Genomic DNA, 21,523 nt, shown 5'->3' with positions numbered 1-21,523 from the left:
CCATGCTCTCGTCTCTCTCGATCCGGGACATCGTTCTGATCGAGAAGCTCGATCTCGCGCTGAATGAAGGTCTCACTGTCCTCACCGGCGAGACGGGCGCCGGTAAGTCGATCCTGCTTGACGCCCTCTCTCTTGCCCTGGGGGGGCGAGGCGACGGCGCCCTGGTGCGACAAGGTGCAGCCAAGGGGCAGGTCACGGCGGTATTTGATGTCGCGCTCGATCATCCCGCGCGAGCTCTGCTTGCCGGCGCTGATATCGCCGATGAAGGCGAACTCGTTGTGCGTCGGGTGCAGATGGCCGATGGGCGCACGCGTGCCACCATCAACGAACAGCCTGTCAGCGTGCAGACCCTACGCTCTCTCGCCGCATGCCTGATCGAGCTTCACGGGCAGCATGACGACCGCGCGCTGGTGAACCCGGCGACCCACCGCGCGCTGCTGGATGCATTCGGCGGCCTCACAGCCCGTGCCGAGGCCGTCTCAGGCCTTTGGCGCGGTTGGCGCGCGGCGCTTGCCGCCGCAGGCGAGGAACGCACCCGCCTGGAACTGGCGGCGCGGGATGCCGACTTTATCCGCCACGCGGTCGCGGAACTGGATGCGCTTGCGCCCGAGGTGGGCGAGGAAGCGGCCCTCGCCGAACGGCGCACCTTCATGATGCGTTCGGAAAAGATCGCGTCGGATCTCGCGGAAGCATTGGATGCGGTGGGTGGCGGCGGTTCGCCTGTGCCCTCCCTCGCTGCCGCCGTTCGACGGCTAGAACGCCGGGCAGGCGAATCGCAGCAATTGGTGCGTCCTGCTGTCGAGGCGATCGATCTTGCGCTGGATGCGCTCGAAAGTGCCCGCTCGCATCTTGAAGCCGCGCTTCGGGATGCCGCTTTCGATCCCCATGAGCTGGACCGCATCGAGGAGCGCCTGTTCGCGCTGCGCGCCGCATCGCGCAAATACGGCGGTGCCATCGACGATCTGCCAGGTCTGGCCGCGCGCTTTGCGGCAAACCTTGCCGCGCTGGATCGCGGCGCGACGCGCCTCGCGGAGCTAGATCGTGCCGCCTCCGCCGCAGAGGGGGCCTACCACACCGCAGCTGCCGCGCTATCGGCGGATCGGAAAGTTGCCGGACGGAGCCTCGAAGGGGCGGTCAACGCCGAACTGCCCCCACTCAAGCTAGAGCGCGCGCTGTTTTCCGTGGCATTGCAGAGTGACTCCACAACCGCCGGGCCGGAGGGCCTGGACCGCGTGGAATTCTGGGTGCGCACCAACCCCGGCACCCGAGCCGGCCCCATGATGAAGGTGGCTTCCGGGGGCGAACTCGCGCGTTTCCTTCTGGCGTTGAAGGTCGTGCTGGCCGACCGGGGTTCGGCGCCCACCCTTATATTTGATGAAATCGATACCGGTGTTGGCGGGGCGGTGGCGGATGCCATCGGCCAGCGGCTGGCGCGCCTGTCCGGCCGGGTTCAGGTGCTTGCCGTCACCCATGCACCCCAGGTGGCAGCGCGGGCCGACAATCACTTCCTCATCGCCAAGGCGTCGACCGGGGTGGGGGATGCGGGGGCGGCAGATGGGCCGGTTTCCACCCGCGTCTCCACGCTCGGCAATGCAGAGCGACGCGAGGAGATCGCGCGGATGCTGGCAGGGGCCAGCATTACCGCCGAGGCGCGTGCAGCGGCCGACCGCCTGCTGGATGCGGCTGCAGCGCCCGCCTGAGCCCTCAATCCAGCTTGGGCCTTCCCTGGCGCAGACGCTTCACGTCGCCCCGCCGCTCCTTGGAGGCGAGGCGACGTTCCTTTGAAGCAAGGGTCGGACGGGTTTTGCGGCGCGGCGGCGCAACGATGGTGGCCTCGCGGATCAGTTCGACCAGCCGCCCGATGGCGTCTTCCCGATTGCGATCCTGGCTTCGGAAACGCTGGGCGTGGATGACGATGACCCCGTCCTGCGTCATCCGGCTACCGGCGATTGGCACCAGCCGCAGCTTCACGCCGTCCGGCAGATTGGGCGAGGTGCGCGCGTCAAACCGCAATTGCACCGCCGTCGAGACCTTGTTGACGTTCTGCCCACCCGGACCGGAGGCGCGAACGAAGGTCATCTCGATCTCGTCTTCGGAGATGGAGACTCGGGGGGTGATCTCGATCATAGGCAACGGTTTTGCGGCATCGGGCTATGGCCGGGTTCTGGCCTCAGGCGGCGAGGAAGCCCTTTCAATGACGCAGCCTGCGCTCAGGCGCAATGGCCGCGCCAGAAGGCGTCAAATGGCGTGACGGTTCGCGCTCGGCCCGAAATGCTCGACATAGCGGGGCGAGATCGCCGATCGCGGGAGGATGACCATGACGTCTGTCGTGCCGAACTGATGATCCACCACCGCGCCATCGCCGATATATCCGCCGATGCGCAGATAACCCTTGATGAGCGGCGGCAGTGAATGCATGGCCGCCTTGAGGTCCATGCCGTCCTTCGGCAGGAGGTCCATGCGCTCATAAAGGGCCGGCAATGCACTGGCGCGCCATTCCTCGGGCGCGGCAGCGTGGTGATGCAGGAAAGACAAGGGCAGGGCGAGCGCCTGCGGGTCGGTGCCTTCCAGGCTGGCGCAGCCGAACATCACATCGATGCGGTTGCGCAGCACATAGGCCCAGACGCCGTGCCAGAGCAGTTCCACCGTGCGCTTGTTGCGGTAGGGCTTCAACACGCAGGAGCGGCCAAGTTCCAGAAAGCGCAGGCCGGGATGGGCCGCGATGATGCGGGCGACGTCGAATTCGCCCTGGGTGTAGAAGCCGCCATGACGCTGGGCCACGTCCTGCTTCAGCAGACGATAGGTGCCCACGACCTTGGGCTTGCGGCGACCGAGCACCATCTCGCCTGCATCGTGATCCAGCACCAGCAAATGGTCGCAGATGGTGTCGAAGGCATCCACATCGCGCCGGGCGAGACGGGCGGGGCCGTCGGGGATGGCGGATTTTTCCTCGTAGAACACTTTGTAGCGCAGCCGCTGGGCGCGCCTCACGTCCCGCGCGGTGCGGGCAAGACGCACTTCCAGCGCGCCGAGGCGACCGAGCAGTGTCGGCTCACCAAATGGCACCGCCTCACGATGACGGATGCCAGAATAGGCCCGTAAGTCTGAAACCAGCTTCTGCGGCCCGTTCAAGCCGGGCATGCCGCCCTCGGCGAACGCACTCTCGGCCCAGGCGAAGGGGCCGGGAAAGCGAGCAAAGCTCTCTTTGGCGAGATCGATGCCGCGCCCCATCAGCGCCGGGATATTGAAGCCGGCGGGGGGCTGCTGAGGATCGGGTGCAACTTGGCGTTTCATAGCAACGACCCCCTCCTTGGGCCGTCGCTGACGGGCGACGGTTTATAGTGGCCGTCGGCGGTCCGTCATGACGAGCTCAATACGCGCCGGTGACACCAGATGCGCCGCCTTCCGCGTGAAGGACAGCTTCAACATAAGTTTCATACGGTCATGTGACAATGAAAGAATATCGCTGCCGGGCTTTGGATAGCTTGTTCATCCTTTTGCGCGATGCTGCCGGCCAGCCGACCGGCGGTTTCCGAAAGGAGCCCGGAATGGCCGGCAGGGCAATGGGTTAACGCGGTTCAGGGTCAATTGTTAGTTGGCTCACGCTGACCACGATTTGTCCGGGCGCGACAGATCATGCAGGGGATTGGGATGGCTATGTTACCTAACAGGAAGACCATGGCGCGGGTGCTTGGTGCGGCGCTGGGGATGCTCTCGCTTTTTGCCGGCTTCGAATCGGCACAGGCGCAGCCGCGGCCCGTGCCGAATTCGGTCACGCCCATCGAGGTGCCCGGCGTCGGCGTCATGAACGTGCTGACCTACAAGGCGCAGTTCGTGTCCGCGGACCCGGTGACCCGGCGGGTGGTCCTTGAGGGGAGCTGGGGCAAAAGGTGGTCGGTGCTGGTGCCGCCCATGATGGGTGATGTCATGAGACTCGCCAACAGCCAGAGCCTGGTTATCCGGGTGCTGCCGGCGGTGGTGACCTATCTCGGCAAGGCACGCCAGGGGCGTCCGGGCGAGGTTTCGGCGGAAGTGGCGCTGGACGCCGGACTGCCGGGCTGGCCGCAGGATTTTGGTTTCCGAGAGGTAACGATCACCTCGATGCTGGTGGATATCAACAAGACGGCCGGGACCATCAGCTTCGAGGGCATCGATGGTTTCGTGCGCACCGTGAAGGCTGCAGACGCCAATGTGCTTGCTGATCTACAGCAGGTGTCGATCGGCGATCTGTGCCAGATCCGCTACTACGAAGGTGTTGCCATCAACACCGTGAACTGACGGGTCGCGCTTTGACCGGCAAGTCTCCGTCTAAGACGGCGGGTGAACGAGAAGCCCCTCGCGCTCGGGGCGGCACGCTAGGGGCGGGCCGTCTCCCGCCCCGCGATTACGCTGCGAGGCGGGTCCGGTCGGCGAGTGCGCGATAGGCGAGGGCTTCGGCGAGATGGCGGCGGCCGAGCGTTTCGGCCCCGTCGAGGTCTGCAAGGGTGCGCGCCACCTTGAGCACCCGGTGATAGCCGCGCGCGGACAGACGCATCGCTTCCGCCGCATCCCGCAGCAGCGCGGCGCCGGCGGCATCGGGACTGGCCACGATTTCCAGTAGCGGGCCATCGGCACGGGCATTGGTGCGGATATCGGGCCGGTCGAGGGCGGCGTACCGCTCCGCCTGAAGGGCGCGAGCCGCGGCCACGCGCGCCGCCACCTCCCGCGAGCCTTCGGCCGGCGCAGGCAAGACAAGATCCGCAGCGGTCACGGCCGGAACCTCGAGATAGATGTCGATGCGGTCGAGGAAGGGGCCGGAGAGCCGGCCCTGGTAATCCTCGGCGCAGCGCGGGCCGCGCTTGCAGGTGAAGCCCGGCTCACCAGCCTTGCCGCAGCGGCAGGGGTTCATGGCTGCGATCAACTGGAAGCGCGCGGGATAGGTCACGCGATGATTGGCGCGGGCGATCAACACCTCGGCGGTTTCCAGGGGCTGGCGCAGGGAATCGAGCACCTGGGGCGAGAATTCCGGCAGTTCGTCCAGGAACAGCACGCCGTGATGCGCCAGCGATACCTCGCCCGGCCGTGCCTTCATGCCACCACCGACCATGGCGGCCATGGAGGCGGAGTGGTGCGGGGCGCGGAACGGGCGCCGATCCACCAGCGCCCCGTCCTGAATCGTGCCCGCCACTGAGGCGATCATCGAGACGTCGAGCATCTCCGCCGGCGTGAGCGGCGGAAGGATGGAGGGCAGGCGCTGCGCCAGCATGGATTTTCCGGCGCCCGGCGGGCCGACATAAAGCAAATTATGTCCGCCGGCCGCTGCGACCTCCAGGGCACGCTTGGCGGTCTCCTGGCCTTTCACGTCCCGAAGGTCCGGCAGATTGTCCGATCCCCGGCTCATGCGCGGGTCGGGCCGCGCCAGAACCTGCCGGCCGGTGACGTGGTTGGCGAGCTGGATCAGCGAAAGCGGGGCGAGAATATCCATGTCCGGGCTGGCCCACGCCGCCTCGGCGCCGCAGGCCGCTGGGCAGATGAGGCCATGGCCGCGTGCATTGGCGCCGATGGCGGCGGGCAGGACGCCGGCCACCGCCGCGATCGAGCCGTCGAGCCCCAGTTCGCCCACCACGGTGAAGCCTTTGAGGCAATCGGACGGGATGGCGCCGATGGCGGCCATCAGCCCCAGGGCAATCGGCAGGTCGTAATGAGAGCCTTCCTTGGGCAGGTCGGCAGGCGCGAGATTGATGGTGATGCGCCGTGCCGGCAAAGCCAGACCCGATGCGATCAGCGCCGCGCGCACCCGCTCCTTCGCCTCGGTCACGGCCTTGTCAGGCAAGCCTACGATTGTGAAGGCTGGCAATCCGGGTGCGACGTGCACCTGCACGTCGACAGGCCGTGCTTCGACGCCCTCGAATGCGACTGTCGCCACCCGCTGGATCACGCCAATCTCCCCACAACCCAGGATCCGCAAAGACTATCGGAGCGCCAGAAAGAGGGCAAGAACATATTAAGAACATCTAGGGTGTGTGCCAGCTTCCATTCCGCCGCACAACCTTTAGGCTAAGAGCCAACGCCGGCGGAACTGGCGGGGAGGGCTGGATGGTCGCGACGCGGTTCCGTTGGGTGGTGATCTTCCTGCTGTTCGCCATCACGGTGGTGAACTATGTCGACCGCGCCGCCATCTCCTATGCCATCCCCATGATGGAGCAGACCCTCGGACTGTCGAAGTCCGATGCAGGCACGATCCTTGGCGCCTTTGGCCTCGGCTACGCGGTGACGACGCTGATCGGCGGCTTCGCGGTGGACCGCTACGGCGCCCGGTTGGTGCTCACCATCGCGGCCGTCCTGTGGAGCCTGTCCATCGGCCTCACGGCCGCCGCCAACGGCTTCTTTGCCCTTTATGCGGCGCGGGTGCTGCTGGGCGTGTCGGAGGGGCCGAACTTTCCAGCCCTCACCGGCGCGGTCAGCAATTGGCTGGCGCCACACGAGCGGGCGACGGCGCTGGGCAATGCCCTGGTGGCGGTTCCCATCGCCCTTGCCATCGGCGGACCCGTGGTCACCCAGCTTCTCGCCGTTCTCGACTGGCGAGGGACCTTCACTGTGCTGTTCGTGCTGTCGATCGCGTGGGTACCGCTCTGGTATTTTCTGTTTCGTGACGACCCGGCGCGCTCGCGCCACGTCAATGCAGCGGAGCTTGCCTATATCCGCAAGGACCAGGAAACGGCAAAGACTTCCCACGCGCTGCTTAAGCTACCGGAGCGCGCTGTGATTCGCATGCTGCTCACCAACCGGACGCTTGTGGTGAATTACTGGGCGTTCTTCGTGTTCGGCTATTTCCTGTTCTTCTTCATGAGCTGGCTGCCGAGCTATCTCCACCAGGTCTACAAGCTGGAACTTGCCACCGTCGGCCTGTTCACCGTGGCGCCCTGGCTTGCCGCTGCGATCACCCTCTGGGCGCTGGGGCGGTGGTCGGACCATCTTTTGAAGACCACCGGGCGGCTGCGGGTGGCGCGGAGCTATCTGATCGCCGGCTCGCAACTCATCGCCGCGCTGGCGGTGATACCTGTGGCGTTCAGCGATAATCTCGGTGTCGCCATCGTCGGCATCACGGTTGCGGTTGCCGCCTCCATGGGGTCGAACGCGGCGTACTACGCCGTCAACGTGGATATCGTGCCGGAACGCGCTGCCACGGCCCTGGGCATCATGGATTTCGCCTTCGCAGTCGCCGGCTTCCTGGCGCCGGTTCTCACCGGCTGGGTGCTGGGGCTGCGCGGCTCGTTCACGGACTGCTTCCTGCTGATGGCGGCGCTGGCGTTCTCTTCGGTGATCCTTGTTCTGCTGTTCCACCATCCGGATCGGGACAAGTCGCCGGCCTGAGCCTTATGCCGAGCTTACGAGGCGGCGCCACATTGCAGATGGTGCCCTTACGGTGAGGGGTGGGAGGGTCGGGGAAAGGAGATTTCCCGTGCACCACACCCGACCTCAGCTGGCCCTCACACAGCCGTGCCGCACGGCCGGCGGCCTCAAATATGCCGCGATAAAGGCTCTGTGGTTCGCCCCAATTGCCCTTGCCCTTATCGTCCTGTGTGTTGCCGTCGCCGCATTATGAGCGAACCGGTCGAACGCCCTGCCGACACTACTGAGGCCAGAATGAACACCAGCCAAGCGCGTGCCGCGAGCATCCAGGATCTGGTCGCGAGCCAGTTCGGCCCACAGGCGGCCGCTTATGTCACCAGCGTGGTCCATGCCAAGGGCGAGGATCTCCAAGCCCTGGCCCAATTGATGGCCGAGCGGGGCGCCGCCCGTGTGCTGGATCTGGGTTGCGGCGGCGGGCACGTAAGCTTCACGGTTGCGCCCCATGTGGCGGAAGTGGTCGCTTACGACCTATCGTCTGACATGCTGAGGGCCGTGACGGAAGAGGCCGCGCGGCGGGGCTTGACCAATATCGTTCCGGTCCAGGGCGTGGCGGAAGACCTGCCGTTCGCCGAAAGCAGCTTCGATTTCGTGGTGTCTCGCTATAGCGCCCATCACTGGCAGCACCTGCCATCCGGCCTTGCCCATGCGCGCAACGTGCTGAAGAAGGGCGGGCGCGCGATCTTCATGGACGTGATCGCGCCGGCCAGCCCGCTTCTGGACACGTACCTCCAGAGCGTGGAACTGCTGCGCGATCCCTCCCATGTGCGGGATTATTCGCTGATGGAATGGACCAGGGCCGCCCAGACGGAAGGCTTCCAGGTACAGGAAGTGGTCGAGCGCAGGCTACGGCTGGAATTCCTGCCTTGGATCACACGGATCGCCACCCCCGAACTTCACGTCGCGGCGATCCGCTCCTTGCAGGCAAAGGCTTCCGAGGAGGTTCGCGCCCATTTCGACTTGGAGGCGGACGGCACTTTCACCGTCGATACCATGACGCTTACGCTGACCCCGGCCTGAACCTCACTTCTTTTCCAGCAGGATGCGGCCCTGGCGGTCGATGAGCGCCTTGGCCTTCTCGGCCATGATGTGCAGCAGCCAGGGAAGCTGCACCTGGAGGTGCACGGCGTCTTCCGCGACATCGAGCAGGCCGGACGCCTCCTGGCCCATCACGGCCACGCGGAAGTCGAGGTGATCGCCCACCCAGGTCTCCTCCATCACGCTCAGCTTGTCGCCGAAGCGTTGGCGCACGGAGGAGAGGCCGGTCTGGAGGCGGCGCAGGGCCTCCTCTTTGCCGAGGCGGTGGGGGATGGAGACGGAGATGGGCTGCGGCATGCGGAAGTCCCGTGGTCTGGACGAGGAGAACTGCGGCGCGGCGCTTTAGGTTCTACAGGCGGCGCTTTTCCTCGATCTTGTCCCAGATCTGGGCGGCGATATCGGGGCCGCCAAGCCGCTTGATGGCGCGTAGCCCCGTGGGGGAGGTGACGTTGATCTCGGTGAGGTTGCCGTCGATCACGTCGATGCCCACGAAAAGCAGGCCGCGTTCCCGCAGCGCGGGGCCGATGCGGGCGCAGATTTCCTGTTCGCGGTCGGTCAGGTCGGTGGGTTTTGCCGCCCCGCCGCGCACCATGTTGGAGCGAAGATCGCCTTCGCTCGGCACACGGTTCACTGCGCCCGCCGCCTCGCCATCCACCAGGATGATGCGCTTGTCGCCATGCTTCACGGCCGGCAGGAAACGCTGGATGACCCAGGGCTCGCGGAAGGTGACGGCAAAGAAGTCGTAGAGTGAGCCGAAATTCAGATCGTCTGCCGTGAGGCGGAACACGGCGCCGCCGCCATGGCCATAGAGCGGCTTCATGACCACGTCGCCGAACTCGGCGCGGAAAGCCTTGATCTCCGCGAGGTCGCGGGTGATCAGCGTCGGCGGCATCAGTTCGGGGAAGTCGGTGACGAAGATCTTTTCCGGGGCGTTGCGGACATTGGCCGGGTCGTTCACCACCAGGGTCTTGGGCTGGATGCGCTCCAAGAGGTGAGTAGAGGTGACATAGGCCATGTCGAACGGCGGGTCCTGCCGCAGCAGGACAACGTCATAGGTGTCGAGCCTTACCCGGCGCTTCGGACCGAGCGAGAAATGGGCACCCACCTCGTCCTTAACGGTGAGATCCTCGACGGTGGCGAACACCTGCCCGTCGCGCATGGCGAGTTGGTCGGGCACATAATGAACCAGCGCGTGGCCGCGCTTCTGCGCCTCCAGAAGCAGCGCGAAGGTGGAATCCCCGGCAATGTTGATGCGCGAGATATGGTCCATCTGGACCGCGACCTGAAGAGCCATGGGGAAACTCCGGCGAGCGGCGGGGCCGCTGCGGATAAGAGGACGTTCGGCTTCTATCTATAACTGCGCGGCTCCGCCCGCCAGGGTCGAGCACTATGTCTCCATCTCGAATGCGCCGGGCAAATGCTGCACTTTGCCGTGGGTGGTGACGAGCACGGCGTCGAAGCGGGCATCAAGGGTCGCGAATTCCGGGTGTGCGGCGAGATAGGCTTCGGCGGCGGCGGTGATGCGGGCGCGCTGGCGCGGCAGGATGGAATAAGCGGCGCCTTCAAGGCTGGCGCGCACTTTCACCTCGCAGAACACCAGCAGGTCTTCGAGGCGCGCCACGAGGTCGATTTCCCCCGCCTTGGTGCGCACCCGCCGCTCAAGGATGACGAAGCCCAATGCCTCCAAAAGCCGTGCGGCCCGGTCTTCCGCTGCCAGGCCCCGCGCGTGAGCGGCCCGGCGGGCAATCCGGGCCGCGGCTTCATCCATCGCTGTCGGTCCGGGTGAGGGCGAGCGCACGGGCATAGACCTCACGCTTCGGCCGCCCGGTGAGGCCGGTCACGGCGGTTACGGCATCCTTGAGGGAGAGATCGGCGAGGGCGCGGGCGAGGGCCGCGTCCACGTCGTCGTCCTGCGCGATTTCCTCCGCTGGCGGGCCTATCACCAGAACAATTTCCCCCTTCGGCGCGCCCGCCTCGGCGTAATGGGCGGCCAGCGTCGCGAGATCGGAACGACGGACCTCCTCGAACGCCTTGGTCAGCTCGCGGCATACGGCGGCTGGGCGGTTTCCCAGGATGTCGGCAAGGTCGGCCAGACTTTCCGCCAGGCGGGGACCGCTCTCATAGAGCACAAGGGTCGCGGGAATCGGCTTCAGCTCGGTGATGCGGTTGCGGCGTTGCCCGTCCCGGGGCGGGAGGAAGCCGTCGAACAGGAAGCGGTCGGTGGGAAGGCCCGCCGCCACGAGCGCGGCCAGCAGCGCCGAGGCGCCGGGAACAGGATGGATCTTGAAGCCTGCGTCCGCCGCCTCCACCACCAGCTTGTAGCCGGGATCCGAAACCAGCGGCGTTCCCGCATCCGACACCAGCGCCACGGCGGCGCCGGCAGCGAGGCGGGCAAGGATTTTAGGGCGCATGCTGGCGCCGTTGTGGTCATGATAGGGGATGAGCTGGGTTTCGATGCCGTAGCGGTCGGTGAGGCGGTGAGTCATGCGCGTGTCTTCGCACGCGATTACATCCGCTCCGGCGAGGATTTCGAGCGCGCGCAGGCCGATGTCGCCGAGATTGCCGATGGGTGTCGCCACCACATGCAGGCCGGGAGCGGGCCGGTTGGCGAAAAGGCGGGTCCCGGCGAGGACATAGGCGCGGGGGCGTTCGTCTCGAAGTGTCATGTGTGCACCTTAATGCCTCTCACGCCTGCGCGACACCTGTCGGGCGCCCTCGCCAAACCGTCTTCGAGACGATATGCGTGGAGCCAAGGCTGCGGTAGCCACAGGGAGAAGCGGGTGGACGAGGACGCGCCAAGGGCACGGGCAATCCACACGGGCGCGACGCGCCGCGAGATCGTCACCGGCGCTGCGAAGTTCGCCGGGCTTTCCGCATTTCTTTCAACGCTCGCCGCTTGCGCCGGTGGCGACTATGGCCGCGATGCCGCACCCCAATCCGGCGCACCCATGGCGCCCGCCGCGCAGCCGCTGACCAGCGGGCCGGTGGTGGCGCTTATCCTGCCATTGGGCGCGCAGGGCAATGCCGGGGCGGTCGGCCTGTCGCTGCGCAATGCCGCCGAGCTTGCCCTGTCTGAACTTGGGCAGGCGCCGGTCACGCTGGTGGTCAAGGACGACGGCGGCACCTCCCAGGGCGCCCGCGCCGCAGCGGATGCGGCGGTGAACGAGGGCGCGCGGATCATCCTCGGGCCGCTGTTCTCTCATTCGGTGGGTGCGGTGGCCCAGGTGGCGAAGCCGCGCGGCATTCCCGTGATTGCGTTTTCGACCGATTCGAACGTTGCGTCCCAGGGCGTCTATCTGCTGAGCTTCCTGCCGCAGACCGACGTCTCGCGCGTCGTCAATTTCAATGTCGCGCAGAACCGGCGCTCGTTCGTCGCCCTGATCCCCGAGAATGCCTACGGCTCGGTCGCCGAGGCGGCGTTCCAGCAGGCGGCGGCGTCGGCTGGCGCGCGTGTCATGGGTATCGAACGCTTCACCACGGACAGGGCGCGCCTTCAGGCCGCCGTGCAGCGGGTTGCCAATGTGGCGGGGCAGGCCGATGCCGTGTTCATTCCCGACACGGCGGACAATGTGCCGGGCGTGGTGCAGCAACTCGCCGCCGCCGGCGTCGACCTGAAGAAGGTCCGCCCGCTCGGAACCGGGCTATGGGACGATACGCGCCTGTTCGGCGATGCGCAGATGGACGGCGCGCAGTTTGCCGGTCCGGATGCCGCCGGCTGGCGCGGTTTCTCCCAGCGGTACCGCGCGCGCTACAACACCGATCCGGTGCGCACCGCGACTCTCGCCTATGACGCTGTTTCGCTGGTGGCAACCATCGTGCGCACCCAGGGGCCGGACGGCCTCACAGAGGCGGCGCTGACCAATCCTTCCGGCTTCAACGGCGTGGACGGGGTGTTCCGCTTCCGCTCGGACGGCACCAATGAGCGTGGGCTGGCGGTGATGGAAATTCGCGGCGGTGCCGCGCAGGTGGTCTCACCCTCGCCGCGCAGTTTCACCGGCGGGTAATATCCAGGCGTGCCGCGACGGCACGGTTGGCTTGCGTTCAGGATCGGCTATAGGTGCCCCGCGCACCACGCCTCATACTAGGGAACACGGGTCCATGAGACTGATTGCACCTCTGGCCGGCCTCATCCTGGCCGCTTCCGGTTTCGCCGCCCTCGCGCAGACCCCTCCGGCGGCGCCGGCCGCCCCCGCAGCGCCCGCCGTCACGGCGCCGGTGCAGCCGCGCATGACCCAGGCTGGCACACCTGCCCGCCCCGAGGTGCAGATTGCCCGTCCCATCGAGATGATCCTGACACTTCAGGCTTCAGGCATGACGTTCGATGGGAAGACGCTGACGCTGACCGGCGTTCCGCCCGTCACCAGCTTCCGGGTGGACCGTCCCGAGCGGATCGGCGGCTCGATGAACACCGAGCAGTTCGTGAAGCTGTGGAACCCGACCGTCCAGGTGTTCAAGAACGATCCGCCGAATGCAGCCCTGACCATTCTCGGCCAGAACCCGACCCAGGTGATCGTCGAGATTGGCAGCGTGACGCAGAACGGCACGACGCTGAGCTTCAACGCCAGCCTGCTTGACGGTGACATCCCCTCCAGCGGCGGCCCGGTTGCCCTCGTCACCGCGCCGGTGGTGTATCGGCCGATCGAGGCGACCGGCACCTTCCTGAAGTGCTGGTGGAGCCCCTACTGGGTCGAGCGCGTCTGCCGCGCCGGCTGGTGATCGCACAAAAAGAAACCCCACCCCCGCGCAGACAGGGGTGGGGTTTTTTGTAAGCTCACGCCTCGGGCGGGAGCAGATCATGCTGGGCCACGTAGCCGGCCGCCGTGATGCCGGCGATGCAGCAGATTTCATCATTGTCGGACGTATCGCCCGAGATACCGACGGCGCCGATGATATCGCCGCCGTCGAGGATCAGGACGCCGGCCGGAACCGGTACCACGCGGCCGCCGCTCGCCGCCGCCAGGGCATTCAGGAAGTGCGGCGCCTTCTGCGCGCGGTTGTGCAGCTCGCGGGACCCGAAGCCCATGCCGAGGGCGCCCCACGCCTTGCCGATGGCGATCTCCGGCCGCAGGATTCCCGAACGGTCCTCGCGCTTCAGCGCTACCAGATGCCCGCCGGCATCCAGCACCGCGACGGTCAGCGGCTCGAAGCCCAACTCGCGCCCCTTGGCCAGGGCGGCGGCGACAATCTCATCGGCTTTTGCTAGGGAAACGCTCAAGACACTCTCCTTTGGATTGGGATGGGCAGATCAGCCTTTTGACTTGTTCGGCCAATAGCCGACAAGCATGGAGCCGTCCTTCTCGCCAAGGCCTTGGCCCGCCGCTTCGTCATAGACGGCAAGCGTGGCCGCCGTCACGGGCAGATCGGTGCCGCGCTCGCGCGCTTCGGCGATCATGGTGCGCAGATCCTTGCGGATGCCGTCCACGGAGAAGGCGGCCGGGCCGGTGTCGCCGCCCGCAAGCGAGGTAGCGATGGGGTCCGCGCGCATCTTCAGCACATTCATGCCGCCCGAAGTGTCGGAGAAGAAATCCACCAGCCAGCGCGGATCGAGGCCGAGGTCGCCGCACAGGGTGTAGGCTTCGCCCAGTGCCTGATAATAGACCAGCAGCGGCAGGTTGATGGCGAGCTTCATGCTTGTGCCGGCACCCACCGGGCCGACATGCTCGACGCGCCGGCAGAGTTGATCGAGCAGCGGCTTGGCGCGCTCGAAATCCGCCTTCTCACCGCCGACCAAGCCGAGCAGTTTTCCGGTGCGGGCGGGTCCGGTCGTGCCGCCCACCGGGCATTCGATGAAGGCGGCGCCGGCGGCGCGAATCTTCTCTGCCAACGCCACTTCTTCCTTCGGCAGAACGGTGCTCATTTCAATCACCAGCCGATCCTTCAGGTCGGTGATGAGGAAGCCGCCGTCGCCTTCATAGACCGCGCGCAGCGCATCGCCGTCGAGCAGGCTGGAGATGAGAACTTCGTTTTCCGGAACAAGCGCAGCCGGGGTCGGGGCGGTCTTCGCACCGGCATCCACGAGGGGCTGCAACTTGTCCGTGCTGCGGTTCCACACGGTGACGTCATGGCCAAGCTCAAGCAGGTGCAGCGCCATCGCCGCGCCCATGCGCCCCATTCCTGCAAAGCCGATCTTCATGGAACCGCCCTCCCTGTTTCTTCGCGCTGATCGTGCGTTTTTGGCTTGCTAATTATCAACCGATCACTAGCATGACCCGAAAGATAGCGCACAATCATCAGCCAAGAACAAGAAACAAAAGGCGTGGGAGGAGATAAAATGGGCACGATTGAAGCACCCCGTGGGGAAGGTAGCCTCAAGGCTAAGCAGCCTTACCCTTCGTTCACCGAAACCCGCTCCGGAATGCGCATCCTCTGGGATGTGCCGATCACCATGGATGACGGGCTCGTGGTGCGTGCCGACGTATTCTTGCCGATGGAAGAGGGGCGTTATCCTGTCCTGCTTACCTACGGCCCCTATGCCAAGGGTCTGTCATTCCAGGAGGGCTACCCCTCGGCCTGGGATCGCATGGCTACGAAGCACCCGGATGTGACCGCCGGCTCCTCCAATCTCTACCAGGCCTGGGAAGTGGTTGACCCCGAGAAGTGGGTGCCGCACGGCTATGCCTGCGTGCGCGTCGACAGCCGCGGGTGTGGCACCTCGCCGGGCTTCGTCGATCCCTTCGGCCCGCGCGAGCAGAAGGATTTCTACGACAGCATCGAATGGGCTGCGGTCCAGCCCTGGAGCAACGGCAAGGTCGGGCTCAACGGCATCTCCTATTTCGGCTCCAACCAGTGGCACGTCGCCAAGCACAAGCCGCCGCATCTCGCGGCCATGTGCATCTGGGAAGGCTCGGCCGACTGGTACCGCGACATGACCCATCACGGCGGCATCTTGTCGACGTTCTGGGCCAATTGGTACGACATGCAGGTCAAGACCGTGCAGTACGGCATCGGCGAGGCCGGCCGCCGCAGCAAGGCCCATGGCCAGCTGGTGTGCGGACCTGAGCTGCTGAGCGAAGAGGCGCTTGCCGCCAACCGTATCGATTTCGGCGCCGACATCCGCTCCCACGCGCTCGACGACGACTACCACAAGGACCGCTCGCCGGTGTGGGACGACATCGATGTGCCGTTCCTCTCCGCCGCCAACTGGGGCGGGCAGGGCCTCCACCCGCGCGGCAATTTTGAAGCCTTCGTGCGCGCGGCCTCTAAGAACAAGTGGCTCGAAGTCCACGGCATCGAGCACTGGACGCATTTCTACACGGATTATGGCCGCGAGCTTCAGCTGCGATTCTTTGACCACTTCCTGAAGGGCGATGACAATGGCTGGGACAAGCAGCCCCGCGTGCTGCTCCAGGTGCGTCATCCCGGCGAAAAATTCGTCGAGCGGGAGGAGCACGAATGGCCGCTCGCCCGCACCCAGTGGACCAAGTTCCAACTGCACCCTCGCAACGGACGACTGGACACCGAACCGGTGCAGAACGTCTCGGAGAGGTCGTTTGAGGCGATGGGCGAGGGGCTGACCTTCCTCTCCGCTCCGGTGGCCGAGGAAACCGAGATCACCGGGCCGATCGCCGCGAAAATCTTCGTCTCTTCCTCGACAGTGGATGCCGATCTGTTCCTGGTGCTGCGCGTGTTTACGCCAGACCTGAAGGAAGTGACCTTCCAGGGCGCCATCGATCCCAACACGCCGGTGGCCCAGGGCTGGCTGCGCGCCTCGCACCGCAAGCTCGACACCAAGCTTTCAGAACCTTATCGGCCTTATCATACCCATGATGAGAAGCAGCCTCTGACCCCGGGAGAAGTGGTCGAACTCGATATCGAGATCTGGCCGACCTCCATTGTCATCCCCAAGGGCCACCGGTTCGCGCTGAGCGTCCGGGGCAAGGACTATGAGTGGCCGGGCGGATCGGGCGGCAAGCTCTCCAACTTCAAGAACGAGCTGACCGGCTGCGGCCCGTTCCTGCACAACGACCCGCTGGATCGCCCGCCGGAAGTGTTCGGCGGCACCACGACGTTGCATTTCTCGCCTGATCGCGAATCTTACGTCCTGTTGCCCATCATCCCTTCCAAGTGATCAGATAGGGTTTGGGGTCCGATCGCGCCTGCGCCGCCGGATCTAAAAACAGCGCCGGCCCCGTACGCCAATACGGTGCCGGCCAGGACCGGCGGGTTGCTCCGCCGGAAAGCTGAAAAGAAGCGGGAACATCCCGCCCGCGTTCGAGGAAACCAAGGAGACAATGATGACCGTGGATCGCAGAAGCGTTCTCAAAGGAATTGGCATCGGTGTCGGCGCTGGTGTCGGCGCTGTCGCACTCGGCGCCCCCGCCGTCCGCGCCCAGGCGAAGCCGGTGCGCATCGGCTTCATGACCGTGAAGACCGGCCCGCTCGCCTCGGGCGGCATCCAGATGGAGCAGGCGCTGAACCTGTACCTGAAGGAGCGCAACAACGTGCTCGCCGGCGTGCCGGTGGAACTCATCACTGTGGATACCGGCGGCGCGCCCGCCGTCGCCCGCACCAAGATGCAGGAACTGATCGAGCGCAACGGCATCTCGGCGATGATCGGGCCGCTCTCGACCCAGGAAGCGCTGGCGCTCGACGATTATATTCGCGAGACCAAGACGCCCACCATTTCGGTGGCGGCCGCCGACGACATGACCCAGCGCCGCGCCAACCCGTGGTTCGTGCGCTGTACCTCCACCTCCTCGCAGTGCAGCCATGTGATGGGCGACTATGCGGCGAAGGACCTCAAGTTCAAGCGCGCCTCCACCATCGCCGACGACATCGCCTATGGCCACGAGCAGAATTCGGGCTTCCAGCGGGTGTTCGAGGAAGAAGGCGGCAAGGTTGTCCAGAAGCTGTGGCCGCCGCTGGCCGTGCCGGACTACGGAACCTACATCGCCCAGATCAACACCAAGGTGGACGGCATGTTCGCAGCCTTCGCGGGCTCGAACGGCTTCCGCTTCTTCCTCCAGTTCAACGAATACGGGCTCAAGGGCAAGATTCCGTTGCTCGGTGGCATGACGGCGTTCGACGAAGCCCTGCTCCAGCAGATGGGCGACGATGCCATCGGCCTTCTGTCGGTGAACTATTATTCGGCGACGCTGAACAACCCGTCCAATAAGAAGTTCGTCGCCGGCATGGTGCGTGACTACAAGATCGAGCCGGGTTACTACGGCGCAGCCACCTATGTTGCCGCCGCCGTTCTCGAAGCCGCCCTCAAGACCACAGGCGGCAAGGACGACAAGCAGGCCTTGATGGACGCGCTGCGCAACAACAAGGTGGAAGACACCTGCCGCGGCCCGGTGTCGTTCGACAAGTACGGCAACGTCATCGGCAACGTCTATATCCGCCGCGTTGAGAAGCAGGATGGGCGCCTCGTGAACGCGGTCATCAAGACCTACGAGAACGTCAGCCAGTTCTGGAACTACAAGCCCGAGGACTTCCTCAAGAGCCCGGTCTACGCGCGCGACGTGCCGCCCGCGAAGAATCTGGAAAACTGAGGCCGTTCAGCCGTCGCAGCAAAGCTGCCCTCCACACCCTCTCCCGCTTGCGGGGGAGGGTGTGGAGGGGGACGATCGGGTTCGTGACGCGCGGCGCACAAGCCGCGCCCTCGGCCTGACATTCCCCGTCCCGACGCCGGTGTTCCGGCTTCGGCGTGGTGATCCGAGCCCGGCAGGCGCTGTGTTCGGGCGGACATAAGTGAAAATCGAAGCGAGCCCGCCGTGTCGGAGCGCGCCGTCATTCAACCCACCGGAGGGAGACCAGAATGCAGTTCTGGCTGATCCAGACCCTCAACAGCATCGCCTTCGGCGGTCTGCTGTTCCTTTTGTCGTCCGGCTTCTCGCTGATTTTCGGCCTGATGCGGATGCCAAACCTCGCCCATGGCGCCTTCTTCATGCTGGGCGCCTATTTCGGCGCGACCTTCATGAACTGGGGCGTGAACTTCTGGATCGCGGCGCTCATGAGCGGTCTCGCCGTGGGTGTGCTCGGCGTCATCCTGGAGCGCGGCCTGCTGCGGAAGCTCGCCGGCAATTCGCAGGGCCAGGTCCTGGTGACTCTGGGCGTCTCCTTCATCATCGCCGATGTCTGCCTCATGGTGTGGACCGGAGACCCCGTGCCGGTGCCCGCACCCGCATGGCTGCGGCCGCCGATTTTCTTCATCGGCTACGCCTTCCCGACCTATCGCCTCGTGGTGCTGGCCGTCGCGGTGGTGGCTGCGGTGCTGCTGTATATGCTGATGGAGCGCACGCGCCTCGGCGCGATGATCCGCGCCGGCGTCGACGACATGGAGATGGCGCGCGGCGTCGGCATCCGGGTGTCCTTCCTGTTCATGCTGGTGTTCATGCTGGGTGCGGCCCTCGCGGGCCTCGGCGGCACCATCGGCGGGCCGATCATGCAGGCCTATCCGGGGCTCGATGCCGACATGCTGCCGCTGGCTCTGGTGGTGGTGATCCTCGGCGGCGTTGGAAGCCTGATGGGTGCCTTCGTCGGCAGCTTCGCGGTGGGCTTCATCTATAATTTCGGCACCGCGCTGTTCCCCGACTTCGCCTACGTCATCCTCTTCCTGCCCATGGTGATCGTGCTGGTCGTGATGCCCGAGGGTCTATTTGCGGGGTCACGCCAATGAGCCGCTTCGGCATCGCCACAATCATCGCGCTGGCTCTGCTGGCGGCCCTACCGTTTGCGTTCACCGACTTCTTCATCAATCTGTCGAGTCAGATCCTCTGCTATGCCCTGTTTGCGGTGAGTCTGAACCTCATCGTCGGCTATGGCGGCATGACCTCGCTCGGCCACGCGGCCTATTTCGGCATTGCCGCCTATGCCGTCACCTGGCTTCACACCATCGCCGGTTGGGACCAACTGTCCTCAGCTATTGGCGCACTGGTGGTCGCGACCCTCTCGGCCGCCGTGTTCGGCGTGCTGGCACTGCGGGCGAGCGGTCTGTCCTTCCTGATGATCACGCTCGCTCTCGGGCAGATCGTCTGGGGTGTCGCCTATCGCTGGGTCGGCCTGACGCAGGGTGACAACGGCATGCGCTTCCCCGTTCGGCCGGAGCCGCTCGGGATCTCCATCAACAGTGCAACGAGTTTCTATTATTTCTCGCTGATCGTGTTCGCCGTGTCGGTGTATTTCATCTGGCGCGTTGTGAACTCACCGTTCGGAGCCGGTCTGCGCGGGACTAAGGACCAGCCGAAGCGCATGCGCATGCTCGGCCATAATGTGTGGATGATCCGCTGGGCCGCATTCATCATGTCCGGCTTCTGGGCTGGTGTGGCGGGCCTGCTGTTTGTCTACTACCAGAAGTTCGTCAGCCCCTATGCGGTGTCCCTACAGCAGTCCGCCGAGGTGCTGCTGATGACCATTCTCGGCGGGGCCTCCACCCTCACCGGGCCGATGGTTGGTGCGATCATCGTTACGCTGGTGAAGAACGTAGCCTCGACCTACGTCGAGCGCTGGAATGCTCTGCTGGGGCTGATCTTCGTCCTCGCTGTGGTGTTCATGCCCACCGGTCTCGTGCCGGGCTTCCGGAAGCTCTGGGAGCGGACGCAAAGAGCGAAGCCGCCGGCCGGCACGACGCCAACGCCTGCCGCTTCCGCGACCCCGACGAAGGAGCATGCGTCATGAGCGCGGACGCCCTTGAAATCACCGGCCTGTCGAAGCGGTTCGGCGGGCTCGTCGTCACCCGGGACGTCACCATGCGTGTCGCACCGGGCGAACGGCGCCTCATCATCGGTCCGAACGGCGCGGGCAAGACCACGCTGTTCAACCAGATCACCGGCGATCTGAAACCGGACGGCGGCTCGATCCGGCTGTTCGGCGAGGAATTGCTGAAACTGAAGACCAAGGATCGCGTCGCCAAGGGGCTCGCGCGCACCTACCAGATCCTCACCCTGTTTCCTCAGGACACGCTGCTGCACAACGTAGTCCTGTCGCTGCTTGGGCTGAGGGTCGAGCGGTGGGATTTCTGGCGCACGCTCAACGGGCGTAGTGAGCTGTTCGATCTGGCACAGGCGGCTCTGGAGCAGGTGGGCCTCGGCACCAGCGGGCACCGGCTGGTGTCGGAAACATCCTACGGCGAGCGCCGTCGGCTGGAACTTGCCATGGCGCTGGCGCAGAAGCCGAAGTTGCTGCTGCTGGACGAACCGCTCGCCGGCCTCTCCCCGGAAGAGCGCAGCGCGGTGAGCGCGCTGCTCACCACCATCCCCAGGGATGTGACCATCGTCATGATCGAGCACGACATGGATGTGGCGCTTGCTTTCGCCGAGAAGATCACCGTGCTGCACTTCGGGCAGGTGATCGTCGAGGGCACCCGCGCCGATGTGGTCAACGATCCGCGCACACGGGAGATCTACCTTGGCGAATGAGATCCTCCAGCTTGCGGGCGTGCACGCTTATTACGGGGACAGCCATGTTCTGCACGGCATCGATTTCTCCCTGAGGGAGGGGCGCCTGCTGGGACTGCTCGGCCGCAACGGCGCGGGCAAGACCACCTGCATGAGCACCATCATGGGCTTTCTCTCACCGAAGGGCGGCTCGATCTCCCTCGGCGGCGAGAAGATCAGCGGCCTTGGTCCGGAGAATATCGCCCGCAAGGGCGTGTGCCTGGTGCCACAGGGGCGGCGCGTCTTCCGCTCGCTCACGGTGAAGGAAAACCTCCAGGTGGCCGCCCAGCGCCACAACGGAAAATCCGACGCCTGGTCGCTCTCCCGCGTGTTTGAGATCTTCCCGCGCCTCAAGGAGCGGCAGAGCCAGTTCGCGGGCTCCCTCTCCGGCGGCGAGCAGCAGATGCTCGCCATCGGCCGTGGGCTGATGGGCAATCCGCGCGTGCTGCTGATGGACGAGCCCTCCGAGGGCCTCGCCCCGCAGATCGTCGCCGATGTCGGCCGCATCATCGCCATGCTGAAGGCGGAAGGGCTCTCGATCATTCTGGTGGAACAGAATATCAAGATGACCCTGAACCTTGCGGACGACATCGTCATCATCAATACCGGGCAGGTGGTGTTTTCTGGCCCGGCGTCCGAAGCCGCCGCCGATCAGCAGCTCATTTCCCAACACCTCGGCGTCTTTTGATTTCAACGCTCCGGGGGGACGATTTCCCCGG

Annotated in this window: 21 protein-coding genes; 12 read left to right on the top strand and 9 right to left on the bottom strand. The window is 65.5% G+C overall.

Translation table 11 applies throughout. The annotated features are described in order from the left end of the window. Positions 1 to 2: 2 nt before the first annotated feature. A complete protein-coding gene (gene recN, locus ADADO0_RS08890; RefSeq protein ID WP_511304764.1) occupies positions 3 to 1,700 on the top strand; it encodes a DNA repair protein RecN in 1,698 nt (565 codons plus the stop codon). A gap of 4 nt (positions 1,701 to 1,704) precedes the next feature. Here recN and arfB read toward each other — a convergent pair whose 3' ends face one another. After that, positions 1,705 to 2,127, bottom strand: coding sequence for an alternative ribosome rescue aminoacyl-tRNA hydrolase ArfB (gene arfB / locus ADADO0_RS08885; protein WP_511304763.1), 423 nt, complete (start codon positions 2,125 to 2,127; stop codon positions 1,705 to 1,707). Positions 2,128 to 2,238: 111 nt separating this feature from the next. Next, positions 2,239 to 3,231 carry a l-ornithine N(alpha)-acyltransferase gene (gene olsB, locus ADADO0_RS08880; protein ID WP_511304798.1) on the bottom strand — a complete coding sequence of 331 codons (993 nt, stop codon included), beginning with the start codon at positions 3,229 to 3,231 and terminating at the stop codon, positions 2,239 to 2,241. Positions 3,232 to 3,651: 420 nt separating this feature from the next. On the opposite strand from olsB, the gene ADADO0_RS08875 reads away from it, so the two are divergent. Next, positions 3,652 to 4,278 carry a hypothetical protein gene (locus ADADO0_RS08875; protein WP_511304762.1) on the top strand — a complete coding sequence of 209 codons (627 nt, stop codon included), beginning with the start codon at positions 3,652 to 3,654 and terminating at the stop codon, positions 4,276 to 4,278. A gap of 106 nt (positions 4,279 to 4,384) precedes the next feature. Here ADADO0_RS08875 and ADADO0_RS08870 read toward each other — a convergent pair whose 3' ends face one another. Beyond that, positions 4,385 to 5,917 carry a YifB family Mg chelatase-like AAA ATPase gene (locus ADADO0_RS08870; protein ID WP_511304761.1) on the bottom strand — a complete coding sequence of 511 codons (1,533 nt, stop codon included), beginning with the start codon at positions 5,915 to 5,917 and terminating at the stop codon, positions 4,385 to 4,387. A gap of 158 nt (positions 5,918 to 6,075) precedes the next feature. On the opposite strand from ADADO0_RS08870, the gene ADADO0_RS08865 reads away from it, so the two are divergent. Continuing rightward, positions 6,076 to 7,353: an MFS transporter gene (locus tag ADADO0_RS08865; protein WP_511304760.1), complete on the top strand. Its 1,278-nt coding sequence runs from the start codon at positions 6,076 to 6,078 to the stop codon at positions 7,351 to 7,353. A gap of 273 nt (positions 7,354 to 7,626) precedes the next feature. Further along, complete coding sequence (locus ADADO0_RS08860) at positions 7,627 to 8,409, top strand: class I SAM-dependent methyltransferase (protein WP_511304759.1); 783 nt, start codon at positions 7,627 to 7,629, stop codon at positions 8,407 to 8,409. Positions 8,410 to 8,412: 3 nt separating this feature from the next. Here ADADO0_RS08860 and ADADO0_RS08855 read toward each other — a convergent pair whose 3' ends face one another. The 4 genes from ADADO0_RS08855 to rsmI form a co-directional block, all read right to left on the bottom strand. Beyond that, positions 8,413 to 8,724, bottom strand: a complete 312-nt coding sequence (locus tag ADADO0_RS08855) for a polyhydroxyalkanoic acid system family protein (protein WP_511304758.1) — start codon at positions 8,722 to 8,724, stop codon at positions 8,413 to 8,415. 52 nt (positions 8,725 to 8,776) lie between these two features. Beyond that, a complete protein-coding gene (gene gshB, locus ADADO0_RS08850; protein ID WP_511304757.1) occupies positions 8,777 to 9,721 on the bottom strand; it encodes a glutathione synthase in 945 nt (314 codons plus the stop codon). Between the two features lie 93 nt (positions 9,722 to 9,814). Next, positions 9,815 to 10,195, bottom strand: coding sequence for a YraN family protein (locus ADADO0_RS08845; RefSeq protein ID WP_511304756.1), 381 nt, complete (start codon positions 10,193 to 10,195; stop codon positions 9,815 to 9,817). Then, entirely contained in the window at positions 10,188 to 11,093 is a 906-nt protein-coding gene (rsmI, locus tag ADADO0_RS08840; protein ID WP_511304755.1) for a 16S rRNA (cytidine(1402)-2'-O)-methyltransferase, read from the bottom strand. The genes ADADO0_RS08845 and rsmI overlap by 8 nt, the downstream gene beginning before the upstream one ends. Positions 11,094 to 11,207: 114 nt before the next feature. Here rsmI and ADADO0_RS08835 point away from each other — a divergent pair, with 114 nt between their 5' ends. Beyond that, positions 11,208 to 12,431, top strand: coding sequence for a penicillin-binding protein activator (locus ADADO0_RS08835; RefSeq protein ID WP_511304754.1), 1,224 nt, complete (start codon positions 11,208 to 11,210; stop codon positions 12,429 to 12,431). 94 nt (positions 12,432 to 12,525) lie between these two features. Next, positions 12,526 to 13,143: a hypothetical protein gene (locus tag ADADO0_RS08830; RefSeq protein WP_511304753.1), complete on the top strand. Its 618-nt coding sequence runs from the start codon at positions 12,526 to 12,528 to the stop codon at positions 13,141 to 13,143. 55 nt (positions 13,144 to 13,198) lie between these two features. Here ADADO0_RS08830 and ADADO0_RS08825 read toward each other — a convergent pair whose 3' ends face one another. Then, on the bottom strand, positions 13,199 to 13,642 hold the full coding sequence (locus ADADO0_RS08825; protein WP_511304752.1) for a GlcG/HbpS family heme-binding protein: 444 nt from the start codon (positions 13,640 to 13,642) through the stop codon (positions 13,199 to 13,201). Positions 13,643 to 13,672: 30 nt separating this feature from the next. Continuing rightward, positions 13,673 to 14,560, bottom strand: a complete 888-nt coding sequence (locus ADADO0_RS08820; protein ID WP_511304751.1) for an NAD(P)-dependent oxidoreductase — start codon at positions 14,558 to 14,560, stop codon at positions 13,673 to 13,675. A gap of 138 nt (positions 14,561 to 14,698) precedes the next feature. Here ADADO0_RS08820 and ADADO0_RS08815 point away from each other — a divergent pair, with 138 nt between their 5' ends. The 6 genes from ADADO0_RS08815 to ADADO0_RS08790 all read left to right on the top strand — a co-directional run bounded on the left by ADADO0_RS08815 (position 14,699) and on the right by ADADO0_RS08790 (position 21,492). Continuing rightward, positions 14,699 to 16,495: a CocE/NonD family hydrolase gene (locus tag ADADO0_RS08815; RefSeq protein ID WP_511304750.1), complete on the top strand. Its 1,797-nt coding sequence runs from the start codon at positions 14,699 to 14,701 to the stop codon at positions 16,493 to 16,495. A 166-nt stretch (positions 16,496 to 16,661) separates the two neighbouring features. Continuing rightward, positions 16,662 to 17,921 carry an ABC transporter substrate-binding protein gene (locus tag ADADO0_RS08810; RefSeq protein WP_511304749.1) on the top strand — a complete coding sequence of 420 codons (1,260 nt, stop codon included), beginning with the start codon at positions 16,662 to 16,664 and terminating at the stop codon, positions 17,919 to 17,921. Positions 17,922 to 18,187: 266 nt separating this feature from the next. After that, the gene (locus tag ADADO0_RS08805) at positions 18,188 to 19,048 is read left to right on the top strand and encodes a branched-chain amino acid ABC transporter permease (RefSeq protein WP_511304748.1); all 861 of its coding nucleotides are present in this window, start codon (positions 18,188 to 18,190) and stop codon (positions 19,046 to 19,048) included. Then, on the top strand, positions 19,045 to 20,046 hold the full coding sequence (locus ADADO0_RS08800; protein WP_511304747.1) for a branched-chain amino acid ABC transporter permease: 1,002 nt from the start codon (positions 19,045 to 19,047) through the stop codon (positions 20,044 to 20,046). Before ADADO0_RS08805 ends, ADADO0_RS08800 begins: the two co-directional genes overlap by 4 nt. After that, on the top strand, positions 20,043 to 20,786 hold the full coding sequence (locus ADADO0_RS08795) for an ABC transporter ATP-binding protein (RefSeq protein WP_511304746.1): 744 nt from the start codon (positions 20,043 to 20,045) through the stop codon (positions 20,784 to 20,786). The genes ADADO0_RS08800 and ADADO0_RS08795 overlap by 4 nt, the downstream gene beginning before the upstream one ends. Next, positions 20,776 to 21,492: an ABC transporter ATP-binding protein gene (locus ADADO0_RS08790; RefSeq protein ID WP_511304745.1), complete on the top strand. Its 717-nt coding sequence runs from the start codon at positions 20,776 to 20,778 to the stop codon at positions 21,490 to 21,492. The genes ADADO0_RS08795 and ADADO0_RS08790 overlap by 11 nt, the downstream gene beginning before the upstream one ends. Positions 21,493 to 21,523: the final 31 nt, after the last annotated feature.

The organism is Aquabacter sp. (assembly GCF_965279295.1).
In the GTDB taxonomy this organism is placed as follows: Bacteria; Pseudomonadota; Alphaproteobacteria; order Rhizobiales; family Xanthobacteraceae; genus Aquabacter.
The sequence above is the reverse complement of the archived record's forward strand: the minus strand, read 5'-3'. Positions and strand labels throughout refer to the sequence as shown.